The following is a 19,502-nucleotide window of genomic DNA, read 5'->3' on the forward strand; positions in this document are numbered from 1 at the left end:
GGCCCCAAGCCCGAGCCTACCGACAAAGACCTCGAAACCATCGCTGTCGCCCACACCGGCCCCACCGCCACCTCCGCCTGGCAAACCGTCAAAGCCGAAATCGACGCCCTCCGCCAACGCCTTGCCAGCATGGGAGCCGTCAACACTGCGGCCATCGAAGAATACGCCGAACTCAAACAACGCTACGACTTCCTCCGCGCCCAAAGCACCGACCTCACCAACGCCAAAACCGACCTCCTCAAAACCATCGACGAAATCAACAACACCTCGATGCAACAATTCCAGATCACCTTCGACCAGATCCGGAAAAACTTCATATACACCTTCCAGACCCTCTTTGGCGGCGGCGTAGCCAACCTCGAACTCATTGCCACCGACGACGTCCTCGAATCCGGCATTGAAATCACCGCCCAACCCCCCGGCACCAAACTCAAATCCATCAGCCTCCTCTCTGGCGGACAAAAAACCCTCACCGCCGTCGGACTCCTCTTTGCCCTCTACATGGTAAAACCCTCCCCCTTCTGTCTGCTCGACGAACTCGACGCCCCGCTCGACGAATCCAACATTGGTCGATTCACTGATCTCCTCAAACGCTTCATCAACGAATCCCAGTTCATCATCATCACGCACAACAAACGCACCGTCGCCGCCTCCCACGCCATTTACGGCGTCACCATGGAAGAACGCGGCGTCTCCAAGACCGTATCCATGAAATTCAACCACCTCCGCGCCGACGTGGAGCCTCAGCCCGAAAACATCGCCGAAGCCGTCCGCGGCGCCAAAACCACCGTCGCCTGACACCGCCACAACAACTCTAACCATCAAACCCTAGAACTCTAGACAACCACATGACACTTCCACCCATCAAACTCACCTGGGGCACCAAAAAAGCTCAACCCACCGCCCGCTGGCGCTTCGGCCTCTTCGGTTACTACAACATTCACGGCCACCACGTTGACGGCCTCGCCATCAGCCTCCGCGGTGCTCTCCTCTGGGGACTCTTCACCCTCTGCCTCGCCTGGGTCGCAGGCACCAGCTTCATCTACTACCGCTGGCAGCGTGCCACCTACAACTACGTCACCTGGACCGACTGCCTCCTGTATCCACTTCGCAAGGACGAAATCACCGAAAAGCGCGGCAAAGCCGCCATAGCCCAAGGCTTCGACGACCTCAAAAACCGCAAAGACACCGCCATCGGCAACCTCCGCGTCGGCCTCCACCGCTACCCCAAGGACACCCGCGCCCGCATCACTCTCGCCCAAGTCTTCCTCGCCTGGGGCATTCGCCCCCAGGCCGTCAAACTCCTCAACGAAGGCATGGAATACGGCTACCCCGGCCGCGCCTATCTCGAACTCGCCCTCGAACTCGCTGCCCAAGGCGAAGACTACGACCTCTGGATCGACCTCTGCCAACAAGCCATGGCCCTCGCCGACAAAGACCCCTCCGTCAGCGCCTCCGACCGCCAATGGCTCGCCGAACAACTCGTCAAAGCCCTCTTCAGCTCTGACCGCCACGCCGAAGCCCTCGCCTACTCCAACAGCGCGCCCGAACTTCCCAACACCCTCCGCCGCGAACTCAAAATCCTCACCTTCCTCAACGACGGCGACAAAGTCACAGCCACCAACGCCGCTGCCAACTGGGTTGCCGCCGACCCATCCTCCCAGCAAGCCCTCCGCCTCCTCGCACGCTGCTACCGTGAGCAAAACAACATCCCCAAACTCACCACCACCCTCGCCCAACTCCGCGAACGCAACCGCGCCGACCCGCAAGTGTACGCCTTCAGCATCGTCCAACTCATGATGGTCCACCAAAACCAGGCCGCCTCCGACATCCTCGACGACTACATCTTCCGCTTCGGCTCCGTCTCCGCCAACTACATCATCCTCTCCACCGCCCTCGGCCAGATCGGCAACGTCGAGCTTATCGACAAACTCCGTGACCGCGCCCGCGAACACGGCTTCCGCCTCACACAAATCGACATGGCCCGCCTCCAGGCCCTCATCCAGCAAAAACGCTGGACCGACGCCCGCCGCCAAGCCGACACCCTCCGCCAAAGCCTCGCCGAGGAAGCCCGCGCCCCCCAACAACAGCAACAACAACAAGGCACCCAAAGCACCCTCGAACTCCTCTCCCGCCTCATCAACGCCGCCTCCGACGCCACCGACGCCTCACAAACCGCCCTCATCGAACAAGTCCGCGAACGCCAGCTCCCCCTCGCCACCTATCGCCGCCTCATCGACACCCTGATGCAAAACGGACGCGACGCCACCGCCCGCCACATCGTCACCTACGCCATCGGTGCGTATCCACAAAACCCCTACCTCCAGGAAAAACGCGTCGTCCTCGACGAGAAGGCCAAGGCCGCCGCCGACGCCGCCGCCCTCGCCGCCGCCGGCGTCAACGCCGGCACCGCCTTCCCCGCCAACGCCGCCGCGTTTTACAAGGAACTCGACGAACTCTCCGCCACCCACCAGCCCTTTGCCGGACTCCGCCTCATCCGCGAAATCCGCCGCATCAACCCCTCCTGGTTCTCCGCCGAGGAAAACGAAGCCTCCTTCCGCGAGCTCAAGTTCGTATCCGAGGACACCGACATCCTCCGCCTCCAGTTGCAGGCCCGCACCTACATCAACGGCGACCTCACCCGCAACGAAAAGGCCACCACCCTTGCCAAGACCCTTTACGACTCCGGCCAGAAGGACGCCGGCCTCATCATCATCAAGGAAGTCCTCCGCCGCACCACCGACTACGCCCCCGCCCAGAAACTCCTCGACCTCTGGGAACCCAAGCCCAAGCCGAAGCCGCCTGCGGCAGCCCCGGCTCCAGTCGAAAGTCCAAAGTCTTAATAAAGTCCAAAGTCCCCACATGCTCATCGACCCACGCTTCCACGACCTTGCCACCGGCCTCACCGGATTTTCCTGCGATCTCCGCAAGGGAGAACGCGTCCTCATCGACGCCTTTGACGTCCCCGAATCCATGGTCGTCGCCCTGGTCCGCGCCGCCCGCGCCCGTGGCGCCCATCCCTACGTCAACCTCCACTGCGCCCGCGTCACCCGCGAACTCATGCTCGGCGTCGAGGAAGACCAATACCGCCCCTACGCCGACGTGGAACTCAAGCGCATGGAAATGATGGACGCCTACATCGCCCTGCGCGGCTCCGACAACATCTTCGAATCCTCCGACGTGCCCCCCTCCCGCGTGCAACTCTATGCCCGGCTCATGAAGCCCGTCCTCGACTACCGCGTGAACAAGACCAAGTGGGTCGTCCTCCGCTGGCCCACCCCCGCCATGGCCCAGCAAGCCGGCATGAGCACCGAGGCGTTTGAAGATTTTTACTTCCGCGTCTGCACCCTCGACTACCGCCGCATGATCCCCGGCATGAAGACGCTCAAGACCCTCATGGACCGCACCGACCAAGTCCATATCAAGGGCCCCGGCACCGACCTCCGCTTCTCGATCAAAAACATCGGCGCCCGCGAATGCGGCGGCCTGCGCAACATCCCCGACGGCGAAGTCTTTTCCTGTCCCGTCCGCGACAGCGTCGAAGGTATCATCCAATACAATACACCCACCGTTTATCTCGGAGCCTCCTTCGACAACATCCGCCTTGTCTTCAAGCGTGGCAAGATTGTCGAAGCCACCGCCAGCAACACCAAACGCCTCAACGAGATTTTGGACAGTGACGCCGGCTCGCGCTACATCGGCGAATTCGCCCTCGGTTTCAACCCCCACATCAAAGAGCCCATGCGCGACATCCTCTTTGACGAAAAGATCGCCGGTTCCTTCCACTTCACGCCCGGCCAGGCCTACGAAGGCGTTGGCAACGGCAACAAATCCCAAGTCCACTGGGACATGGTCTGCATCCAGCGCCCCGAATACGGCGGCGGTGAAATCTGGTTCGACGGCAAACTCATCCGCAAAGACGGCCTCTTCGTCCCCAAGCCCCTCCACAAACTCAACCCCCACTACCTGCTGCAAAAAGGCTAAAAACTAAAATAACCACCCAGTCATCTGCATCTCATTTCAGTTTTTAGCCTTTTAGCTTTTTAGCTTTTTCCCCCATGGACGCCTCCGCCTACATCTCTCAAGTCCAGCTCATCGGCCGGGCGGGCGGGCTCATCAAGACACTCCAAAACTTCGACAAGAAACGCCACGACGTCCCCGACGCCGTCAACCACGCCACCCAGACCTTCCTCGCCCGCCTCTGCTCCCCCGAACTCACGGAGGAAGCGGAAAACCTCTTCCAGCGCACCCGCGCCGCCCTCAACTACAAACGCAAAGACCTCTCACTCGACGTCACTGCGCCCACGGCCACGCTCAGCGCCCGCGACTTCACCTACGAAATTGTCTATGCCCTCTCTGACGCCGCGCCCTCCGAATACACCATCACCCGCACCCTGCACACCCTGCGCAACGGCAACCTCGTCCACCTCGACGAATTCGACACCCTCTTCGCCGGCCACTTCTCCGCCATCTCCTTTGCCCTGCGCAAAGGCGTCCGCGTCGAAGCCGTGATCGACGCCATCGAATCCCTCGACGATGACAATGCCCCCTCCCCCCCCCCCCCCGCCACTGCCCGACCCGCGCTTCATGTCGATTATCCCTCCGATTGCAGCCACTGCGTGCTCACGGTTGACGGCGTCGAAGCCGAAGTGATCTGCGAAGGTGCCACCCTCGAAATGCGTTTCCCCCGTTCCGGTTCTCCCCGCGAACTCGTCACTGCCTTCGCCACCCTGCGCAACGCCTTCAGCCTCGCCAAGCACACCACCCTCGCCGGCCTGTTGTAAAACAAGGAGCAACGGTGTCTCCAGGCCGCCGGTTCGAAGTGGCGCGGGCGTCCCGCCCGCATCCTGTTGCGTAGGGGCTTCGCTTGCGAAGCCCGCGTATGCAGGACGTGGCCTCGAATGGCGTGCGCGGGCGTCGCAAGCGACGCCCCTTGTTGTTTGGAGATGTGGTAAGATGAGGGAGTTCAGTCGAGGACTGCCCCCGCAAGTTGGTTCGACGGGGGGAGGCCTCGGGCGGATGAGCCGTGAGGGCCTGCAGGCCCTCACGGCTCGGCCGCCTGCGAGTTCGTCGACGCCCCTGCTTGATCCGTTCGGATCAGAGCGCTGGTAGCATGAACCGCAGGCGACCTTTTGGTTAATCGCTCGAACCGTTGAATGGACCACCGAAGCAATTGCTCCGGCGAGTCCGACAAAACAAGGATGAGCATGTATCCTCTGCCCGCAACTGATTACGTCGGTGTCGATGTCGCCAAAGACTCGCTCGCGGTCTGCAGCACTCTTGCTGCCAAAGTCGTCAACGTCCCCAATTGCCCGCAAGCGATGGACTCCTGGCTGGCCGGCCTGCCAGCCGGCGTCCATTTGCTCTGCGAGGCCACCGGACGTCATCACCGTTTGTTGCAACAACGCTGCGCCCTCAACGCCATTGCCCTGACCTGCCTGAACCCGGCACAAGTCCGCGCCTTCGCCAAGTCGCTCGGCACACTCGAAAAAACCGATCCGATCGATGCTCGTGTTCTCTTGCGTTTGGGCATCGAAGGTCACCCCGCGCCCTCGCCCGTGCCCTCGGACGCCCTGCGGCGTCTGGGCGACCTGCTCATGGCTCGCCATGCCATCGTCGAACAGATCAGCGCCTTCGACATGCGCAACAACCTGCTCAGTGCTCGGAGCGCTCTTCAACTCAAGCGCGTTGTGCGCGCCCTGCGCTCCCACCGCCTCGCTCTCGAACTTGATCTGCAGGCTTGGCTCTACAGCGAACAGGCGGCGCCTTGGCTCGAGCGTATCCACACCCTGTGCTTCGCTCCGGGTGTGGGCATCCTCAGCGCCCTTTCCCTTATCGCCTACCTGCCCGAACTCGGCTCCCTGAACCGCAGACAGATCGCCAAGCTCGCCGGCCTTGCCCCCCTTCCCTGGGACTCCGGCAAACTCAAGGGTCTTCGCATCATCCAAGGTGGCCGCGCTCCCGCTCGCCGCGTCCTCTACCAGTGCGCCATGGTCGCCGCTCGCTGGCATGAGCCTTCCCGTCTCCACTACCAACAACTGCGCGCTCGCGGCAAACCTCCCACCGTAGCCTATGTCGCCATCGCCAGAAAACTCCTCATCTTCCTTAACTCTCTGCTGCGTCCGGCCTACGCCGCTGCCCTCCCGTCCTGATTGACGGTTCAAGGCTCTTCTCTCTCGGTGGACTCCCCTTCCTCCGATGCCACTGCTTTGCCTCTCCCTCATACTTCTCAAGCTCATAAAAAATCACTCTCCAAGATAGTTGCTACTGCGGGCGGGACGCCCGCGCCACTCAGAATATCGGCGGCAGGATGCCGCCGCTCCTTGTGGCACCACTCCCTGCAACTTCTGCGTAACTTCAGTTCTTAAAAACCGCCGCGTCTTTTCTTCTTCCCCCAAAAACAGGGGAGGCGGGTCACCACCCACTGGCGACCCGCCTGGAATTCGCAGTAACGAAGCCGTGCCAGACAGGAGATTGGACGCGGCATCTACCAGAATCGGAATCCAAGTTTCGGCACCCCGCGCGGCAGTTCAATGGCTAAACCATCCGAATACTTTTACTCCCAATAAAAATACGGCGTAATATACCCTGTATCATGTAAATAAAAAGATATTCACATACTCACATTCCGTATCCGGCGGGCCGTTTTTTTGGAGGTGGGGGAGCCCATAAACGAATTAAATAATCGGCCAAATTTCGCAAACTTGTCCGCTGCAAGCCTTCACGCGCCACGATCTCACGAAAAGGCGACGCCACCTCGGACCGTTCGCGGTAATAATCCCATAAGTAGCTGTCCAACAAGATGGAAGCCTCATGAATATCACCGCTGCAAGCGGCGGCCGTCGTCCGCACCTTGGATTCCCAATGGCGGCGCTCCTCGGGGTTGGCGCGCAAATAGTCGAAAAGCGTCTGTTCGGTGCGATTAAGGCTCATGAAATCGTGACGGTGTTTTTGGGACAGAACGGAGCAAAACGCCCGACGTCCAACCTCGAATCTCACGAGCCACAATAACCTTCCGTCCGCCCTGTTTTCGCCATGTTACGCAGTTGGCACACACCCTGCTTAGGGGTTCTCCATTCGCACTCAGGAAACCGCGAATTTTCACAAACAGTCCATCCAACCAAAAACCTATTACACAGCTATGAAGAATTGGTTCATATCCAAAGCCGGCATTCTTAAGACGGTTATCGTCTGCGGACTACTGGCATTCAGTTGCTCGGCATTTGCGCAGGAAGGCGGCACGCCCGCCGCGCCCACGATCGAGCAGCGCCTCGCGGAACTCGAAGCCGCCAAGACCACCGGTAACAACGCCTGGATGCTCACCAGCTCCGCGCTCGTGCTCTTCATGTCGGTGCCCGGCATCGCGCTCTTCTACGGCGGCATCGTCCGCAAAAAGAACGTCCTCTCCGTGTTTGCCCAGACATTTGGCATCGCCGGCGTCGCCGCCATCCTGTGGTGGGCGATCGGATACACGATGGCCTTCGGCCCGGATGGCAACGCCATCATCGGCGGCTGGAGCAACGCCTTCTTCAACGGCATCGAAGGCGAAGGGCTCATCTTCGCCCTCTTCCAGTTCACCTTCGCGGTCATCACACCCTGCCTTATCCTTGGCGCCATCGCCGAGCGCATGAAGTTCAGCGCCGTGCTGTTGTTCATCTCTGCCTGGCTGGTCGTCGTTTATTTCCCGTTTGCCCACATGGTCTGGGGTGGTGGCTTCCTCGCCGAGCACGTCCGCGCGATCGACTTCGCCGGCGGCACCGTGGTGCACATGACCTCGGGCTTCTCCGCTCTGGTCCTCTGCATCATCCTCGGCAAGCGCAAGGGCTATGGTAAGGAAAACCTCTCCCCGCACAGCGTGGTGCTCACCGCCGTGGGCGCGTGCATCCTGTGGGTGGGATGGTATGGATTCAACGCCGGTTCCGCCGGTGCCGCCGACGGCATCGCGGCCAACGCCTTCGCCACCACGACCTTTGCCGCCGCCATTGCCGGTTTTGTTTGGGCTCTCGCCGAATGGGTGTTCAAGGGCAAGCCCAGCGTCCTCGGTTTCAGCTCGGGTGTCATCGGCGGCCTTGTCGCCATCACGCCCGCCGCCGGTTTTGTCTCCGTCAACGCCTCGATCGTCTTCGGCGTGCTCGGCGGCCTCATCCCCTTCTTTGCCGTGGCCTATATGAAGAAGGCGCTCGGCTACGACGACGCGCTCGACACCTTTGGCGTGCACGGCGTGGGCGGCACCCTCGGCGCCATCCTCACCGGCATCTTCGCCAACCCGAAGGTCAACCCGCTGGTCGAGAAACTGCAGAGCGAAGGAGTCAACATCCTCGCCGAGCAGATCAAGGCCGTCATCATCACCGCGGTCTGGAGCGTCGTCGCCACCGTGATCCTCGCCTACATCGTCAAGGCCCTCGTCGGACTCCGTGTCTCGCCCGAAGTCGAGCAGACCGGTCTCGATACCTCCGAACACGGGGAAGAAGGCTACATTGGCTAAGGCTCAACCCACACAATCGATCACCGAAAAAACTTACGCACACATGAAACTCATCATATCCATCATCAAGCCGTTCAAGTTGGAGGAAGTGAAGGAGGCCCTCTCCGCCATTGGCGTCGAAGGCATGACCGTCACCGAAGTCAAAGGCTTTGGACGCCAGAAGGGCCACACCGAGATCTACCGCGGCAGTGAATACACGGTCGATTTTCTCCCCAAGGTGAAAATCGAGATCGTGGTCGGCGACGACCTCGTGACCAAGACCCTTGAGGCCATCCTCAAGGCCGCCAAGACCGGCAAGATCGGCGATGGCAAGATCTTCGTCCTGCCCGTCGAAGACGTCATCCGCATCCGCACTGACGAACACGGCGAAGCCGCCGTCTGAGCACGCCCATCACCGCCCGGCTCTCAGGAGCCGATTCTACCAAACCGAGAGCCGGCAGTCCTCCACGGGCTGCCGGCCTTTTGCTTCATGGAGGGCGGGTCTCCCGACCTATACGCGCTAACATGTTTCGTTTTTTTCTTCATTTTTTGATTCAAACCAGCCTTTTAAATCTAAAAATCGCTGTTTTCTGCTGAAATAATCTCAAGAAATGCGTGGCGATTGAAAAGATGTTAGCGCGTATAGGTCTCCCGACCCGCCAGACGCGGCCGCAGCCGCGCCCATCCGGAAAAACGGAATTACGGAGCCTTCGCACCATCGGCGGGGTTTGGCAGCAAAACCCGTCCTCCGCGCGAGCCTCGAGACTTTCGACCCTCGACCCTTTACATCCGCGTCCCCAAGAACCACGCGATTGCCAGAATCACCGCGGCCAAGGCCAGCAACCCCAACACCTTGAAGAACACCTTTGTTTTGCGGTAATGTTTGTGGGGTCGAATCGGATGGCGATGTTTGAAGGAAGCCGCCGAGCCAGGCGTGTTCGGAGGAGGTTGGGGAGATTCAGATTCCATGGGTGCAAAAGGGATGAGACTGGAATCATGTCCCCAAAAATGAGGAAAGCGAACCGTTATTCGCCCTTACCCTCAACACGCTTTCCCACACCGCCGCCGCTCTCGGCTGCCGCGTGCAACTGGAAATCGCCGCAGCGTAAGAACTGCCAAAACAAAAAATATTGGGAGGAAGGGGGGGGGGGGGGGGAGGACAACGGAGGATAAACAGAGGGTGAAAGTCAGACGGAAAGAATCGGGTCGCGACAGGTTTTTCAGACAGAGGAGTCCTCCATGTTTTTTTCGTTGTTTTACGCGGTTTCCGGGATTGCCCCCGGCTGACGCATATTCTCACGGTGTCCAGAAAATATCGTCAGAAGGCGGATAAGGAGGCGGCAAAGCAGACACATGGCCATCCACAAACACGAAGTGGCATTTGCCGTTGTGGATGTAGCCGGGCTTCTTGTTCTTTTCGCTGTTGTTGCCGCTGGCGTTCATGATGAGTTGCCAGCCGGTGCCGCTGGTTTTGACATCGCCGAGGAGAACGGTTTTCGAGGGCGCGGTGATATTGTGGATGTATTTGTTGATGCGGACGCCGTCCTTCTCGGAACTGCCGACACCATTGTTCATGCCGTAGGTCTGGCAAACGGAGGTCGAAATCGCACCCGTGGCAGTGCGCACGTTTTGCTCGCAGATGAACGGACTCCTCCGCTTCCTGACCACGGGAATGAGTCCGCCAGGAATGGAAATGTAACCGCCGTTCAGTTCATAAACCCAGTTGGTGACGGAATGCGCGACAGGCATCGCGCCTTTGTGTTCGTCGGCAAAAAGCCGCGTGGCGGTCGCCAGGCTGCGCAGATTCTGAATGCAATCAACGTCGCGGGCTTTCTCGCGGACTTTCCCCACAACAGGAATGAGGATGCCCGCAAGAATACCGATGATGGCGATCACCGTCAGCAACTCAATCAACGTGAACGCGGAGGTGGACGGGGACGGGATCTTAACAGGACTTCGTCCTGTTACCCGAGCTAGCTCAGGTCGCGGCAGATATTTTGGAGCTTTCGTTTTCATGACCTAGGGGGGGGGGGGGGAAGAGGATCAACGGCGACGACGGAAGAGAACAACCAGCCCAACGCCAACGCCAAGGACAAGCGCCATCGTCGCAGGCTCGGGAATCGCAGTTCCGGTGATGGCGAAGTCGTCAAGGCGGAGGGTTGCCCCCGAGCCGTTTCTTTGCGCATACAGGCCGAATCCCGTGATCGTTCCGGTCGGCAGCTCGGTCTCTACCAAGTTGCCCAACGCCAAGGTGCTGCCCAGCGCAAAGCTCAGGGAATACCATGAGTTGGCCGCGTTGGTAAACTGGTATTCCTTCGCCTCCATGCCGCCATATCCGCCAGCAGACGTGTTCATGGACAAACCGGTGGAGCTCACATACCAAGAACCATTCAGCTTTATCGCCACGTGAAAGGTGGTGACCGTAGTGTTATTCGCCTGTTTCCAAGAAAATTTCAGGTCGGTGTAGTCCGCGGTGGAAAAGGAAAACTCCTCCGTGTAAATCAACGCGTAGGGCAGGGTTTGAGTTATATATCCGATGACGAACCCTCGAGTATTGTCCCCGTTGGGACCTTGCACACCAAGGCCTGGGCTAACTGGATTGGTCGTGGAATAATCCACCGCATTGGAAGCCGAGCCCAGCAAGCCTTTCCACCCCACGGTGCTTAGGTTCGTGTTGTTGAAACTATAAAAAGCTTCAGAGTAAAGGGTTCCACCCTTCGCCGTTCCGGAAAGGCCTGCCATCAACAGCAGCGCTAGCATGCCGTGCCACAGCGAGCCCGGCCGGTTGTTCGTTTTTTCTGTGTCTGTTTTCATGTTGTCGTACTCCTTGTTTTTTGTGTTTAGGGGATGGTATCTGTAAGAAATTGGTATTCAGCTGCCTGTGTGATCGGCAGTCTATGGAATCCGTTGCCTCCCTCCATCGGCTGGGTGTCGATCCGGACGCCATCGCACAGCACGATCGGCGTTTGTCGGCTATAGACCACCAGTTCGGGTCTGGCGTCGCCTTCGAAGGGATACTGCGGCGGGCGCGCCCGGACCACGATCCTCTCTGGCTCCTTCGTCACGAGTTCCACCGTCGCCGTGCCCGCATCCAAAACCTCGAAAGCGTTTTCGGGAAAAAGGGAAACGACCGTCTCGCCGCGGACACGGCCGCGCACCGGCGTGCGGTGGACGAGGTCGTAGCCGACGAGGCCCGTGTCCACCGTCAGCGTCTGGCCCTCGGCGAGGCAATACCAGCCGGCCTCTTTCGCAGTCGTGTCGCGGTTCAGAAGCTTGAGCTTCCCGGCCTCGCGCAGTGCGGGCGGGGTTAGTCCAAAAAAGTCGGCGATCAACGCCTCCAAGCCACCGACCGGAATCCCGGCCAGCATCAGCAGGTTGCCGCCGCGCCAGCCGACCGTGCGGTTGCCGGACTGCAGCCATTGCCCGCTCATGAAGCGGGGGTTTTTGACGACGTCCGCCGGCAGATCGACATCGAGACTCAGCGTGGTTCTGAGGGAAACCGCCTCGCGCCGGACCGCGCCGCCCGCAGGACTGACTGGCAGGACTTCTCGCAGGCTCTGCCTGAAGTCCGCGCTCCCCCGCATCCCCGGCCCCGTGTAGAGCTGGTTGCTCAGGCAAACCACCATGACACGTTTGTCGCGAGGTATGTTTTTCAGGAAATTGCCCAGAAAGCGGTCTGTCGCGCCGTCGGCGTAGGCAAGGGCAATGATGATGTTGTCATAGTCCGCATACTTGTCGGTTTGGTCGCTCAGAAGCACGTCGGGGCCGAACGGGGCGAGTTGCTCGGCCAGCCGCATATCCTTCCAGGCAATGCCAACCGGGGCGGGACCGGCAGGCGGAATGAAAATGGCGAGCGGCCGCTTCCCGCGCTCGATTCCCTCATAGGGGCGCATCAATTCGAGCTGGCCCCGGAGCGTCGCCAGTTCAGTCGCCATGTAGTGGATGTCCATCCACGCGAACCGGGCGTAGGGGCTGCCGCCGCCGTAGCAGAACCAGTTTATCACGGCGGGCTTGAACTGGAGCTCGTGAAACACCCCGCGGTAGAGGTTCGCGGTGGTGTTGCCGTCGGGATTGCCCGTCTGGAACTCGTTGTAAACCGGGCGCTGTCCGCGCAGCCGGGCCTGCTGATAAATATAACTGCCCCGAAACTCCGTGATGGCGGGGTTGTAGCTGGTCTTCGAATACCCCATGTCGATCGCCTCGCCCGGCCTGTCGTCCAGCACGGTCCAGAGGGCGGCGTTGTAGTAATCGCCGCACACATCATGCCTCCGCTCCTTGCCCGAGAGCAGCCAAGGCTCGACGTAAACGCTGGTGCTGGCGGAGCCCCTGTTCTCCGAGCGGCAGGTGATACGCAGATACCAGTCGCGGGAGGAGCGCTCGAGGTCGAGGACGGCGGGGACGGTCGCGCCCGCGGCCACCGTGAACGTCTTCTTCCGCAGCACCTGCCCCTTCAACGGGTCATTCACCTCGACCTGTTCCACCGTGACGAGCAGGGAGGCCTTGCCTCCCTTGAAACCGGCTCTCAACTCGGCCTCGAACCGGTCATAATCCCGATAAGGACCAAACACGCCGGTGCAGGCGCCCACGGCGCTGCGAAACGGAGGGCGGATGGAGAGGACGGATTTGTAGGATTTCTCGCTTTGGAAAATCCGCTCCCGGGCAAATCGCGCCTGCGTGGCTTCGGGGTCGAGCGACATACCCCGGTAGTTGTAGTAGGTGACGCCGGTGCTGCCCGTGGGCAGCCGCAATTGCCGGACGCTTTGGGCAAAGGCCGGCGCATATTGACGGCTCAACAAGCGGGAGGACACGACAAGGCCCGACTCGTTGAAAATCCGGTCTACCGTCGCAATCGTATCGGAGATCACCCGCTCGCGGTAGAGGGTTTTCAGAAAATCGATCTCCTCGCCGCCGGACGACGGCAGGGCGAGCCCCAACTCGTCCCACGATCCGGCGGAAAATCCGAAATCGGACCGGAATGTGATGCCATCCCGGTTGGAATCCTCCGAGGGCGACTTGTCTCCATAAAGCCCGGCCAGCCACGCGCCAAAATCGCGCGACGCCTCCGGGGAGCCTCCGGGAAGGGCCTCCACTTCTTCCTTCGTGTGGCCAGTGTAGCTGAAGTTGGGGTTGATGTGGGGCTCGCTGCCAGAGGTCACACCGAGGCTGAAACGAAACCGTTCCTTGTAGCCTGGCAGTTGGCGACCTGTGTTGGCCAGACGCTCCTGCCGCTTCGCGTCCCATGCGCCGAGCGGGATGGCGTTTTGGATTACCTGTATCCAAGGAATGCCGTTTTCCTCCATCAAGGAGTTGCCCTTGCCGCCGCCGCCATGCGCCGCGAAGTCGAACAGGTCGTTCAAATACGGGACATAGCGGTGCGCCTCTGGCGTCAGATAGATGTGCGCCCCGATCATCGGCCGGTAGCTATCCTGACGACTGTAAACATTCACGCCCACCTGCCGCCCTTCCAAATGGCGAGTCATGATGGACGCGTCCTTCGGACGCATTTTGCGGAGTTCGAGATTGGCCAGTGCCGACGACGAAAACCACGCTGTTTGGGCTACATCGCGGAGCTTGTCCATGCCGGCGATTTCCGCGCCATCGGCCAGCACTCGCAGGCGCGAGAGCCGGGTGGTGTCGGCTGATGGTGATTTTTTAGGGTCCACCTGGACGCGAATTTTCACCGTGCAGCCCGCCCACTTCGAGAGGTCGGCATCGATGGAGTGAACTTCGCCGCCTGGAGCCACGTGCAGACTTTTTACAAAGTGCCACGTTCCATCGTCGCCTGCCGCATCATTCACGAGCACGGAAACGCCCACGCCGTCACCGCCCTTTGATGCCACGACGGCGTCACCTGTGAACGCGAGCGTCCGCGCGGCGGAGGGCAACGCCACCGGGAAATCGGCAAACACCACACCCTTCTGTTTCCGCCACGGCGGATGCACGCTAAAAAACGCCTCTCCTCCTGCCCCGTCCATCGCAGTGCTTTTCCATTCCCATAATGCGCCCGATTCCTTGTCGCGGGCCTTAAAGGATGACGCAACACGGTCGGAATCAGCAGCGCTCATACCATCCATCCACGAAAAATCAGCGGCGAGGGATACACTGGCCGCCTGCCCCAAGGTACAAACGCCTACCAGGACAATAAACCGGCGAAACTGACGGGAAAGGTAGATATTCATTTCGGGGAGCAGGAGACAGATTAGGATTCAAGTTGCCGCCCCCCAAACAACGAGACGATTTACTTTTTGTGCTAGCCCTAACACAACCGCATCCAGAAACTCTTTCCCTCTCATGAAACAACCCACCATGCAGATGATCGCCGACCAAGCCGGCGTGTCGTTGATGACCGTTTCCCGCGCACTCAAGAACAACCCCCGCCTTCCGCTCTCCACCCGCGAACGTATCCAGAAAATTGCGACTGAGCTCGGTTACCGTCCCAATCCGCTCGTCTCCGCGCTCATGGCCCAGATTCGCAACGCCCGCGCGCCCAAAGTCTGGCCGACCATTGCCTTCCTCACGGCGCACCCGGACGAAGTTTACACGCACGTCCATACCTACAACGCCCAGATCCACTCGGGCGCGGTTGAGCGCGCCGCCATGCTCGGATACAAACTCGAACGCTTCTCTCTCGCCGAACCCGGCATGACCGGCGCGCGAATGCGCGGCATGCTCCACGCTCGCGGCATCCCTGGCGTGATCCTCCCCCCCCTCCCCGATCCGATTCCCGCCATCGCGTTTGACTGGTCGCAATTCGCGTGCGCGACGGTGGGTTATTCCTACACGACGCCCGCCCTGCACCGCGCCGCCAACGACCAGTTCAACACCATCCGCATGGCCGTCCGCCGCCTGACGGAACTCGGTTACCAGCGCATCGGTCTCGCCATCCGCCACGAAGACGACCAGCGCGTGGAGAACAAATGGGCGGGCGGCTTTTTGTCGTTTCATCCCTATCTTCCGGCCCGCCGCCGCCTGCCTGTATTTTTATGGCACTACACCCAAAACCGGCCGCAAACCCGCACGCACACGCATGCAGGCGAGGAGGGTTGGGAAGACTGGGAAGGCAGCGGCGAGCAACCAACCGGGTTTGGCAACTGGTTCGCCCGCCACCGCCCTGACGCCATCATTTCGCTGCAACCCCTCATGATTCGCGCCTGGCTCACCTCACTCGCTACGCGTGTGCCCGACGACGTTGCCCTCGTGAGCCTAAACCTCCAGAGCAACCAGTCCGGTTTTAGCGGCATCGACCAAAACAACGCCCTGCTCGGCGCCGCCGCCGTTGAACTCGTGGTCGAGCAAATCCACCACAACGAACACGGCGTCCCCGCGCGCGCCAAAACCGTCATGATCATGGGCGACTGGGTGGATGGCAAAACCACCTGCACGCGGTAGGCCCGCCGGCTCCCTCCCGTTCAAAAATTATCGGTTCTTTGCTGTTTTCAGTGGGAGGACTGAAGCCCCGGAGTCCGCCGGAAGAAAACATGTCCGGTCTTTTTTAACCGCGTACCGAGCGAAGCGACAGTCTGACATGAACGCGAATAGGCGCGAATAAAGACAGGATTTCCCGCAACGGCGCCACGTTCGCAACGGCCCAATCTGAACCACTGCGGGCGTGGCGAGCGTGGCGGAAAATCCCACCTCCTGCCTGACAGCCGAACCATGGGTTCCTATTCGCGTTCATTGGCGACCATTCGCGGTTGGATTCGGAAATTGAGATCGGGGGGGGGGGGAGGGATTGAGAGTAAAATAACGGCCAATCCACTGAAAACAGCGAAGAATAAAATTATCGTATTCAACCTGCCGTCAGACGCCTTGTTGACTAAAAACGGCATTACTGCGCCAAAAAATGAGCGGGCATTTCATCAGCACACCTGTAATGTCGACCCCTTTTCTACCACGCTTACTAATAATTTATGGACTGGCTTAAGCATCTCTTCATCGACGAATCCGTCGCACGTACGATCATCCTCCTCGGAGTCGCGGGCGGCGCCGGCATCGCGATTGGCAAAATCAAGATCTGCAACATCGGGCTCGGCGCGGCCGGCGTCCTGTTCGCAGGCCTGGCCCTCGGGCACTTTAAACTCACCTTCGATCATCACGTGCTCGAATTCGTGCGCGAATTCGGACTGATCCTCTTCGTTTACACCCTGGGACTTCAAATCGGTCCCGGCTTTTTCACTTCGCTGCGATCTCGCGGCTTGATCCTCAATCTCTTCGCCGCGGCCAACGTGCTGCTCGGCGTCGCCGTGGCCGCGGCGTGGATCATCACCGGCCTCGTTGATGTGCCGGCGGGAGTCGGCCTGCTTTCGGGCGCCACGACCAATACGCCCAGCCTCGCCGCCGCCGGGCAGGCGCTGGGCGAAGTCGGCGCGCCGGGCGACGCAACCGCCATTCAAGGACTCGCCTACGCGATCGCGTATCCCTTCGGCATCATCGGCATCATTGTAACCATGATTCTGATACGCGTGTGGTTCCGCGTGGACGTCAAAAAAGAAGTCGCCGACGCCGAGGCCGCCCACCTCCCCGCCATGCCGCCGCCCACGACGCGCAACTTCGAAGTGCGCAACAACAACCTCTCCGGTCGCAAACTCGGCGAAGTGCCCGGCCTCGCCGGATCGGGCGTGGTCGTGTCGCGTTTCTCGCGCGGCGGCGTGGTCGAGGTCGCGCGCCATGACACACGGCTGCAAATGGGCGACATCCTGCACGCCGTCGGTCCGGCCGAAGGGCTGGAGTCGCTGCGCATCGTGATCGGCGACGAGGCCGGTGTGGACCTCAAAACCATCCCCGGCACCGTGACCAATCAGCGCGTCATCGTCACCAAGGCCGCCGTGTTCGGCAAACCCCTCGCCGGCCTCTCGACCTTTGCGCGCCACCACGTAGTTGTAACGCGGGTACAACGTCAGGGACTGGAGTTCACGCCCTCTCCCGGCTTCAAGCTGCAATTCGGCGACGTTCTCATGGTCGTCGGCGAGCCCGCTCACATCGAAGGCGTGGCGGCCGACCTCGGCAATTCCCGCAAGGCGCTCGACCTGCCGCAACCCATGCCGTTTTTCTTCGGCATCGCGCTTGGCGTTATTTTCGGATCGATCCCGGTCTTCATTCCCGGCCTCCCCGCCGCCGTCAAACTCGGCCTCGCCGGCGGCCCCCTCGTCGTGGCGATCCTGCTCTCGCGCATGACCACCACCGGCCCGCTCATCTGGCACATGCCGCACAACGCCAACCACATGTTGCGCGAGATCGGCATCACCCTGTTTCTCGCGGCGGTGGGCATCAAATCCGGCGAGAAATTTGTGTCCGTTCTCCTCGGCGCCGACGGTCTGCGCTGGATGCTTTACGGCGCCGTCATCACCATCGTTCCCTTGCTGACGGTCGCGGTGATCGCGCGCCTCTGGAAGAAGGTCAACTATGCCGAGCTCTGCGGCATGTTGGCCGGCAGCATGACCGACCCGCCCGCGCTCGCCTTCGCGCATCAATCCACCGCGAGCGACGCCCCCGGCGTGGCCTACGCCACCGTGTATCCGCTCACCATGCTGCTGCGCATCTTCACCGGCCAGCTCCTCGTGTTTCTCCTCTACCGCGCCGCCACCGGAGGCTGACCACGATCATTAAAGAAGAATAAATTAACCGCAGAGACACCGAGGCACAGAGACCAAACCACGGAAGAATTGCCCACGAAAAGATCCTTGTTTTGGTCTCTGTGCCTTCGTGTCTCTGTAGTTAATCCCTTACGACATCGGGCTTAAATCTGCGCCAGCCGGTAAGCCAGCGGCGTCATCCCAAACTCCCGTTTGAACGCCGGGATAAAGCACCCCGCCGAGGCGAACTGCGAACGTCGTGCGATTTCGGATACGGGAAGCCGCGTTCTCCGCAAATCCAGCGCCGCCTGCGCCAGCCGCTGCCGTCGGATGATCTGCGCCGGCGTGCCGCCCTTCCACTGCTCATTCAACTTTCGCACCGTATGCGAACGCGAATAGCCGATCTGCTTCGCGTAACCCGAGATCGTCTTGATGCGCCGGAAAAACGACGGCAGCAACATCCCCCGCAAATCCGGCAGCACCCCCTCCCCCCCCTCGCGCCTCACCAGCGGACGCACCCGCCCCGATTGCAGCAACTCCCACCAGCTCAGCAGCCACTCGTAACCCGACCGCGACGCCGCCACCGACGGCTCGCTCCGATGCTCATTCCACTCGCGCACCCATTTTTTCGCCAACCGCACCGGACGCGACGCCAGCGGCAACACGGCCGCCCAACCATGCGCCGCCCCCAACGCCAGCAACGCCTCGTTGCCCCAGTTGCAACGCACCTTCACCCACACTCTCCGCCACGGCTTTCCCGACGGCGTCGTCCATCGCCCCCTCGACGGACTCGGATACACCACCACCATGCCCGGTCGCACTGTCAACGAACACCCGCCCGACTCAAACACCGCCTCCCCCTCCAACGTCACCACCCAGTGAAGCCCCCGCGTGATCGTGTTAAGCGACACATCAAACGGCGTGTCGTAAACCATGTCGACCTCCCCCCCGTCGCACTGAAAATACGCGCCGCCCCACACCGCCACCGGAGTCACCTCCCAACCCACCGGCAACAAATCACGCATCGCCACTCCCGACCGCACGCCCCGCTCATCCATCCGCACCACCAATGCCTGTCCTCCCCCCCCCCCCCCCTCCCGCCGCTCCGCCAACCCGCGCCCCTGCTTCGCCTCCTCCCGCGCCTGCGTCGGCGTCAACCCCGTTGCCCGCTTGAACGCCTTGGAAAACGACGACGCCGATGAAAACCCACAACGCCACGCCACCTCCCCCGCCCCCGCCGATGCCAGCAACTCCCGCGCATGACGCACCCGCAACGCATGCAACACCTCCCCCGCCGGCCTTCGCCACGCGTGCTGCAAACGCCTGGCCAGCCACCCCGGCGTGCACCCCAAATGCGCCGCCAGCGCCTTGACCGAGTAACCATGCGCCGCGCACTCCGGCAGCAAATGATCGATCCTCCCCCGCAACAAATCCTTCACATGCACCTGCCGCTCCTCCAGCGCCTC

The 19,502-nt window shown here is 60.9% G+C and carries 14 protein-coding genes and 1 pseudogene; 9 read left to right on the plus strand and 6 right to left on the minus strand.

The genetic code is table 11. The features are described 5' to 3' along the window. The 5 genes and pseudogenes from OBACDRAFT_RS07780 to OBACDRAFT_RS07800 all read left to right on the plus strand — a co-directional run. Positions 1–798 (plus strand): annotated as a pseudogene (locus OBACDRAFT_RS07780) (chromosome segregation protein SMC); the annotation flags it as partial. A 50-nt stretch (positions 799–848) separates the two neighbouring features. Continuing rightward, the gene (locus OBACDRAFT_RS07785) at positions 849–2,843 is read left to right on the plus strand and encodes a tetratricopeptide repeat protein (RefSeq protein WP_043584431.1); all 1,995 of its coding nucleotides are present in this window, start codon (positions 849–851) and stop codon (positions 2,841–2,843) included. Positions 2,844–2,862: 19 nt separating this feature from the next. Then, entirely contained in the window at positions 2,863–3,984 is a 1,122-nt protein-coding gene (locus OBACDRAFT_RS07790) for an aminopeptidase (protein WP_043584433.1), read from the plus strand. Between the two features lie 74 nt (positions 3,985–4,058). Next, positions 4,059–4,784, plus strand: a complete 726-nt coding sequence (locus OBACDRAFT_RS07795) for a hypothetical protein (protein ID WP_043584434.1) — start codon at positions 4,059–4,061, stop codon at positions 4,782–4,784. Between the two features lie 417 nt (positions 4,785–5,201). Continuing rightward, positions 5,202–6,152, plus strand: coding sequence for an IS110 family RNA-guided transposase (locus tag OBACDRAFT_RS07800; RefSeq protein WP_157836912.1), 951 nt, complete (start codon positions 5,202–5,204; stop codon positions 6,150–6,152). A 469-nt stretch (positions 6,153–6,621) separates the two neighbouring features. On the opposite strand, the gene OBACDRAFT_RS26330 is transcribed toward OBACDRAFT_RS07800, so the two are convergent. Further along, entirely contained in the window at positions 6,622–6,933 is a 312-nt protein-coding gene (locus OBACDRAFT_RS26330; RefSeq protein WP_081721886.1) for a hypothetical protein, read from the minus strand. A gap of 208 nt (positions 6,934–7,141) precedes the next feature. Between OBACDRAFT_RS26330 and OBACDRAFT_RS07805 the strand changes: the two genes are divergently transcribed. Together OBACDRAFT_RS07805 and OBACDRAFT_RS07810 are read left to right on the plus strand one after the other, a co-directional pair. Beyond that, a complete protein-coding gene (locus OBACDRAFT_RS07805) occupies positions 7,142–8,485 on the plus strand; it encodes an ammonium transporter (RefSeq protein WP_043584436.1) in 1,344 nt (447 codons plus the stop codon). A 43-nt stretch (positions 8,486–8,528) separates the two neighbouring features. Then, positions 8,529–8,867: a P-II family nitrogen regulator gene (locus OBACDRAFT_RS07810; RefSeq protein WP_043584437.1), complete on the plus strand. Its 339-nt coding sequence runs from the start codon at positions 8,529–8,531 to the stop codon at positions 8,865–8,867. Positions 8,868–9,247: 380 nt separating this feature from the next. Here the strand turns inward: OBACDRAFT_RS07810 and OBACDRAFT_RS27985 are convergent, their stop codons facing one another. The 4 genes from OBACDRAFT_RS27985 to OBACDRAFT_RS07825 all read right to left on the minus strand — a co-directional run bounded on the left by OBACDRAFT_RS27985 (position 9,248) and on the right by OBACDRAFT_RS07825 (position 14,643). Further along, positions 9,248–9,433 (minus strand): hypothetical protein, encoded by a 186-nt coding sequence (locus OBACDRAFT_RS27985; RefSeq protein ID WP_157836955.1) that lies wholly within the window; start codon positions 9,431–9,433, stop codon positions 9,248–9,250. 327 nt (positions 9,434–9,760) lie between these two features. Beyond that, positions 9,761–10,480, minus strand: a complete 720-nt coding sequence (locus OBACDRAFT_RS07815) for a prepilin-type N-terminal cleavage/methylation domain-containing protein (RefSeq protein ID WP_081721887.1) — start codon at positions 10,478–10,480, stop codon at positions 9,761–9,763. A gap of 27 nt (positions 10,481–10,507) precedes the next feature. Further along, a complete protein-coding gene (locus OBACDRAFT_RS29540; protein ID WP_043584441.1) occupies positions 10,508–11,278 on the minus strand; it encodes a PEP-CTERM sorting domain-containing protein in 771 nt (256 codons plus the stop codon). 26 nt (positions 11,279–11,304) lie between these two features. Then, positions 11,305–14,643, minus strand: a complete 3,339-nt coding sequence (locus tag OBACDRAFT_RS07825) for a hypothetical protein (RefSeq protein WP_043584443.1) — start codon at positions 14,641–14,643, stop codon at positions 11,305–11,307. A 112-nt stretch (positions 14,644–14,755) separates the two neighbouring features. On the opposite strand from OBACDRAFT_RS07825, the gene OBACDRAFT_RS07830 reads away from it, so the two are divergent. Together OBACDRAFT_RS07830 and OBACDRAFT_RS07835 are read left to right on the plus strand one after the other, a co-directional pair. After that, entirely contained in the window at positions 14,756–15,853 is a 1,098-nt protein-coding gene (locus OBACDRAFT_RS07830; protein WP_043584446.1) for a LacI family DNA-binding transcriptional regulator, read from the plus strand. A gap of 521 nt (positions 15,854–16,374) precedes the next feature. Continuing rightward, positions 16,375–18,057: a putative transporter gene (locus OBACDRAFT_RS07835; protein ID WP_043584448.1), complete on the plus strand. Its 1,683-nt coding sequence runs from the start codon at positions 16,375–16,377 to the stop codon at positions 18,055–18,057. Positions 18,058–18,200: 143 nt separating this feature from the next. Here OBACDRAFT_RS07835 and OBACDRAFT_RS30635 read toward each other — a convergent pair. After that, on the minus strand, positions 18,201–19,502 hold a 1,302-nt coding region (locus OBACDRAFT_RS30635), incomplete at its 5' end, for a helix-turn-helix transcriptional regulator (protein WP_043584450.1).

Origin of the sequence: Geminisphaera colitermitum TAV2, assembly GCF_000171235.2 — a bacterium.
Taxonomy (GTDB): domain Bacteria; phylum Verrucomicrobiota; class Verrucomicrobiia; order Opitutales; family Opitutaceae; genus Geminisphaera; species Geminisphaera colitermitum.